Source organism: Ameyamaea chiangmaiensis (assembly GCF_013376175.1).
Lineage (GTDB): Bacteria > Pseudomonadota > Alphaproteobacteria > Acetobacterales > Acetobacteraceae > Ameyamaea > Ameyamaea chiangmaiensis.
Genome location: NZ_JABXXR010000173.1, coordinates 1 through 5388 on the forward strand (window position 1 = coordinate 1; position 5388 = coordinate 5388).

At 69.2% G+C, this 5388-nt stretch carries 4 protein-coding genes; all 4 read left to right on the plus strand.

The features are described 5' to 3' along the window. The first annotated feature begins 121 nt into the window (after positions 1-121). Positions 122-667 (plus strand): hypothetical protein, encoded by a 546-nt coding sequence (locus HUK82_RS14295; RefSeq protein WP_176614599.1) that lies wholly within the window; start codon positions 122-124, stop codon positions 665-667. Beyond that, entirely contained in the window at positions 664-2349 is a 1686-nt protein-coding gene (locus tag HUK82_RS14300) for a methyl-accepting chemotaxis protein (RefSeq protein WP_176614600.1), read from the plus strand. Before HUK82_RS14295 ends, HUK82_RS14300 begins: the two co-directional genes overlap by 4 nt. 11 nt (positions 2350-2360) lie before the next feature. Further along, on the plus strand, positions 2361-4460 hold the full coding sequence (locus HUK82_RS14305) for an ATP-binding response regulator (protein WP_176614601.1): 2100 nt from the start codon (positions 2361-2363) through the stop codon (positions 4458-4460). Then, positions 4457-5388 (plus strand): chemotaxis protein CheB (locus HUK82_RS14310; protein ID WP_317134863.1); only part of this gene is annotated, 932 nt, incomplete at its 3' end. The genes HUK82_RS14305 and HUK82_RS14310, both read left to right, overlap by 4 nt.

Genomic DNA, 5388 nt, shown 5'->3' on the forward strand with positions numbered 1-5388 from the left:
GGCCTGCTGGTGCTGCTGGGGGTGCCGGTGCGCGGGGCGGACGGAGGCACCGCCTGATGGGCAGGAGGGCCACGCGCGGGGCGGTGCCCCGGTCTGATCGCCGCGGGAGGCACGCGCCGTCATGGACATGAACGCGCTGTTCGACCGTTTTGCCGACCGCATTATGCGCGAGAGGACAGCATTGCTTGCCGCGCGGGACGCGGCATCGTCGACCACCGGCAGCGCGGAGCTGATGACCGTCGTCATGTTCGACAACGAGGCGCTGCTCCTGCCGGCGCGTCATGTCCTGCGCCTCAGCGCGCCGCACTGGACCTCCATGCCCGTGCGGCAGGGCCTGCGCGGTGATATCGTGCGTGGTATGCACGGCTATCTCTCGGAGTTGTATACGGTGCTGGACCCGGCACCGCTGCTTGGCCTTCCGGGTCTGGCCGAACCGCGTGTGCAGATCCTTCTGCGGCCCGATCCGGCCTGGAAAGGCGCCCGGGTCGCCCTTCTGGCCAGCCGTGTGGCCGATATCGTGGCTGTCGACGCCGCACCCGGGCCAGGGGGCACGGTGCGGCTGCCGGACGGGCGTATCATGCGGCTGATCGCGCCGGACGTTCTTTTGCCCCGGGTCTTCGGACCCGCCGTTTCACCTGTTTCAGACACGCGGGACACCCAGTCATGACCATCGCCAATCGCCTGCTGTTCGGTTTCATGGTCGGCGTGCTGCTGATGGTGTCGATCGGCGTCTACGCACTGGGCCAGATACGCGCCGTCCGTGACGAGCTGTCGCAGATCGTCAGTCAGGATTTTGACGTCTATCATCAGCTTGACCATATCCGCGCGACCGAAGGCGCGCTCGCACAGTCGCGCCTGCAGATCCTGGCCCGCTACTGGAGCCATGCCTATGCGGGGAACGCGGCGGGTCTGGAGAGTGCCGTCGCGCAGTGGAACGAGCACGCGCGTACGACCGAGCAGGGGCTTCGGCAGGCGCAGTCGAACGCGGCGAACACGGAAGACGTGACCACGGCCGACCAGCGCCGCGCCATGTTCCGCAACATCGCCGGCACGCTGGGCCAGACCTTCGACAGTTTCGAGCAGACGGCTCTCCTGTCGCGGCAGATGTTCGCCGCCATGACGGCCGGGCGGGACGATGTGGTGCGCGAGCGGGCCGAGGAACTCGACCATGCCGAAATCCGCACCGACGCGCTGATTTCCGAGGTCACGGCGTCCCTGGCCGAGGCTGTGCAGGCCGGGCGCCTGAACGCCGCGCGTATGTATGATTTCTCCAGCCATTCGTTGTTCGTGGGCCTGATCGTCGCGGTTCTGGTCGCGCTGGCCGTGACGTTCTGGACCCGCCGGTCGATCATTGCGCCGCTGGCGCTGATCATGCAGGTGATGGAGCGGGCCGGCCAGGGCGACCTGTCGCAGCGCGTGACGCTGGGGCGTTCGTCGGTGACGATCCGCGACGAGGTCAGTCGGCTGTCCGAGGGGCTGAACCGGATGATCGAGGGCCTGAGCGAGATCGCGCGCCAGAGCCGTGGCGTCACTCGCGATCTGGACGCCGCGATCGCCGAAATCCGCGCCTCGGCCCAGCAGCAGGCCGCCAGTGTCGAGGAGCAGTTCGCTGCCGTTCAGGAAACTGCCGCGACCGTCGATGAGATTACCCATTCCGGGGCGCAGGTCAGCCGACGGGCGCGCGAGTTGATCGATGCGGCGCAGATTTCGGTGAACATGTCCGTCCAGGGGCTTGAGGCCGTGGCCGAAAGCGCCCGGGTGATGAGCGGCATTCATTCCGGCGGCGAGGCGGTGGCCAAGAACATTGTCGACCTGTCCGAACGTACCGAGGCGATCGGCGAGATCATTACGACGGTGAACGACCTGTCCGAGCGTTCGCACCTGCTGGCGCTCAATGCTGCGATCGAGGCGGCGGCTGCCGGCGAGAACGGGCGCTCGTTTGCCGTCGTCGCGGCGGAGATGAAGATCCTGGCCGACCAGTCGCGCGCCGCGACGCGCAACGTGCGCGTCATTCTGGGCGACATCCAGCGCGGCATCAACACGTCGGTGATGCTGACCGAGGAGTCGGTCAAGCGCGTGGCGCAGGGACGCACGCAGACCGATCTGGCCACGCACACGATCGAGCGTCTGGCGAGCGGGATCGAGGACAGCGTGCACGCCTTCCAGCAGATCGTGGCCTCGACAAACCAGCAGCAGATCGGGATCGAGCAGGTGATGGCGGCCCTGCAGAGCATTCGCGAGGCCAGCCAGCAGACGGCGACCGGCACGCGCAACCTCGACGGCTCGGCGAGCAATCTGGGCAGTCTGTCACGGCAGCTTCTGGCGCTGTCCGACCGCTATCGCACCTGACACGACCGGTCATGGACGCGCTGCTTCAGGAACTCCGGGCCGTTTTCGAGGCCGAATTCCGCGACCACCTTCAGGCGTCGCGCGCGCTGCTGTCCCTCCCGACGCTGGAGCGCACAGCCCTGTCGGAGCTGTTCCGACGCCTGCATTCCCTCAAGGGCGCGGCGCGGGCGGTCGACCATGGCCCGATCGAGGCGATCGCCCACAGGCTGGAAAGCGATTTCCAGTCCGTGCTGTCGGGTGGCAGCGTTCCCGATACGGCGTTCGTGCAGCACGTCGAACGAGGGCTGGATGCGCTGGAAGGCGCCATGGAGGCACGCCCCGATCCCGGGCCTGCTCACCGCGCGGACGGCGACGATACACCCGATGCGGGCGGTTACGTGCAGGTGCCGATCGCGCGGCTTGATGCCCTGATCCTTGGGATGCATCGCCTTGCCGCCGCGATCGAGCGTCGCGATGCGTTGTGGTCGGCCGTGGACCGGGTGTTCGACAGTCCATCGACGGCTGGCGCACAGGAAGTGGCGGTGCGCTCGATCCATGACGGGTTTCGCGCGCTTGACGGCATGCGGGCCGATATCGGCGGGGGCATCGATCGCGCGTTGGCGGACCTGCGCTCGGAAATCCAGTCGATTGCCTTGGTGCAGGCGGGTGCTGTGTTTTCCGGGCTGGCCGGGATGGCGCGCCAGATCGCGCGCGATTACTTGCGGCAGGACGGCCACCGCATCGACGAGGCGATGCCCGACGGAATCGTGGTCCGGCTGTCGGGGATGGACGTCCGTGCCGATCGCCCCGTGTTGCAGGCCTTGCGCGATCCGGTGATCCAGCTGTTGCGCAACGCCATCGTGCATGGCGGGGAGCGATGGGCGAGCGCGCGCCGCGCGGGCCGGGCGGCGCAACTGGTGATCACGCTGTCGGTGCGGTTGGCTGGAAACCGCCTGGTCGTCGAGGTCGCCGACGACGGACGCGGCCCCGATCTGGCGGCGATCGCGCGGCAGGGCGTGCGGCAGGGCGTGCTGGCCCCTGACGAACAGCCGGACGAGACGCGCCTTCTGGCCTGCGTGTTCGAACCCGGTTTTTCGACACGGGGCGAGGCCGACGAACTGGCCGGGCGCGGGTTCGGCCTGTCGATCGTGGCTGAGAGCGTCCGTGTCCTGCACGGGAGTGTGCGCATGCGGCCGTGCTCGCCGGGGACGGCTGTCAGCATCGCCGTGCCGTTGGCGCGGCGGGCCCGCACGATCCTGCTGGTCGAGGCGGGTGGACAGATGCTGGGTCTGGACGGCGGTGCGGTCGAACGGCTGTTGCGGTTGGGGCCTGACGCGTTTTTCGACACGGCCGAGGGTGCGCTGGTGACCGTCCCGGGTCTGGAGGGGGATGAGGGCAGCGAGGGCGTGCCCGAGCGTCTCGTCCCCGTCCTGCCGCTGGACGCCTTTCTGGGCGCCACGACTCCGCACGCGCACAAGGCCCCGGGTGCCATGCGGGTCGTGGTCTGTCTGCGGGGCACGGAGACGGGCGGGCCGCGCGCGCTGGTGGTCGACGCCGCGTGTGAGGTGCGCGACATGGTGGTCGGGGATTCGGCGATACCGGGCCTCGATACCGACCTGACGCCCGATCTCGGCTGGGTGCGGGAGGACTGGCCGGTTCTGGTTCTCGATGCGGCGGTGCTGGTCCGGCGCTGGGATCAGGCGGCGCGGTGGCGCGGCGCGGCGGGTTCGCCCCTGGGGGATGTGGGGATGGTCGCGCCCGAACGCCCCGTCGTGCTGGTGGTCGACGATTCGATCACCACACGTACTCTGGAGAAGACGATCCTGCTGGCGCACGGGTATGATGTGCGGGTTGCGACGGACGGCCTCGACGCACTTGATATTCTCCGGCGCGAAGGGCGTGCGATCACCATCGTGATCACGGATGTGGAGATGCCGCGCATGGACGGCTTCGCCTTGCTGGCGGCGATACGCGACGACCCGGCTCTGGCGGCGATCCCGGTCGTGATCATGACCTCGCGCAATGAGGAGGACGATATCCGGCGCGGTCTCGAAGGTGGTGCGCGGGCGTACATTACCAAGCAGGCGTTCGAACAGGGCGAACTGATCGCCACGCTGGAGTCCCTTCTGTGACCGGCGTCAGCCCGGGTGCGACCGGAACGCGCGGTGCACTGGCCGCCCCTCCGGCGCGCGTTCTGGTGGTCGAGGACTCCGCGGTCGTCCGCACGCTGCTGTGTCGCCTGATCGAGCAGGATCCGCGCCTGCGCCTGGCCGGTGCGGTCGAAAGCGCGGAGGAGGCACTCGCGGTCCTGCCACGTCTGAAGCCCGACGTGATTTCCATGGATGTGCACCTGCCCGGCATGGATGGGCTGGTGGCCACGCGTGAGATCATGGCGCGGCAGCCGACACCCATCGTGATCGTTAGCGACGCCTGGAGCGGCGGCACGGCGGCCAAGGCCGGCCTGACGATGGAGGCGCTGCGCTCCGGCGCGCTGACCGTGATCGAAAAGCCGCGCCTGAGTGCCATCGTGGCCGGCGATCTCGCGCGCGGCTTCACCACGCAGCTGTCGATCATGTCTCAGGTGCCGGTCGTGCGCCGTCGTCTCGCGCCGCCGCCGTCGGCCGTGATGGGGCCGACCTGCGCGCTTGGCGGACGGCCGGTGCGGTTGCTGGTGATGGCGGCGTCCACCGGCGGACCGCCCGCCTTCGAGCGCGTGCTGCGGGCTCTGCCCGCCGACTTTCCGCTGCCGATCGTGCTTGTCCAGCATATGGGCGCGCCGTTTCTCGACGGGTTCGCGTCCTGGCTGGATGGGCTGGTCGGGCTGGACGTCCGGCTGGCCCGGCCGGGCGACATGCCCCGGCCGGGCCTTGTCCTTGTGGCGCCGGGGGACGGGGAGCTGCGTCTGGGGGCGGGGGGTGTCGTACGGATCGATCCGGTCGCCCCGGGCGCCCGGCCGGGTCCGTGCCCGTCGGCCGATCTGCTGTTCCATTCGGCGGTGGAGCGGTTCGGCGCGTCGGTGATGGGCGTGCTGCTGACCGGGATGGGGCGTGACGGCGCCAG

Bases quoted from the DNA above. Each gene is read 5' to 3' on its own strand.
- HUK82_RS14295 (WP_176614599.1), top strand. From the start codon at position 122: ATGGACATGAACGCGCTGTTCGACCGTTTTGCCGACCGCATTATGCGC.
- HUK82_RS14305 (WP_176614601.1), top strand. From the start codon at position 2,361: ATGGACGCGCTGCTTCAGGAACTCCGGGCCGTTTTCGAGGCCGAATTC.
- HUK82_RS14300 (WP_176614600.1), top strand. From the start codon at position 664: ATGACCATCGCCAATCGCCTGCTGTTCGGTTTCATGGTCGGCGTGCTG.